At 48.9% G+C, this 401-nt stretch carries 1 protein-coding gene; it reads left to right on the top strand.

Annotated features, from left to right (window positions below):
- Window positions 1–216: 216 nt before the first annotated feature.
- Window positions 217–401: pentapeptide repeat-containing protein (locus SOP95_RS32335; protein WP_442967810.1), on the top strand; the 185-nt coding region annotated here is incomplete at its 3' end.

The following is a 401-nucleotide window of genomic DNA, read 5'->3' on the forward strand; positions in this document are numbered from 1 at the left end:
TCTGTAAGGGTAGTTTACTCCGCAAAAAACGCACCGCTCCCTCCGACTTTTCCCGAGTCTATCTCTGCGATACGGGCGGCAAAGTTGCCTCTCGATAGCTTGGATCTAGAGGGTGCAACCCTCCGTTGCCAGGATTTGTCAAAGCTGAACCTAACCCGAATGAACGGGCAGTGGATCAGAGGCACTGGCGCTAAGTTCATTGAGTCGCAGTTATATATGGCCAACTTCACGCAAAGCGAACTCAATGCATCCTCATATGCAAGGGCTACAGCTGATAGTTCAATATTTGACCGATCCAATATGCTCTATACGGATTTCTCCGACTCAATTGTTAGATGGGCAAGCTTTAAGAGTGCGACGCTCAATGGATCAGACTTCTCTCGATCAGACCTTTCGCAGTC

The organism is Pseudomonas sp. YuFO8 (assembly GCF_035065025.1).
Lineage (GTDB): Bacteria > Pseudomonadota > Gammaproteobacteria > Pseudomonadales > Pseudomonadaceae > Aquipseudomonas > Aquipseudomonas putida_AE.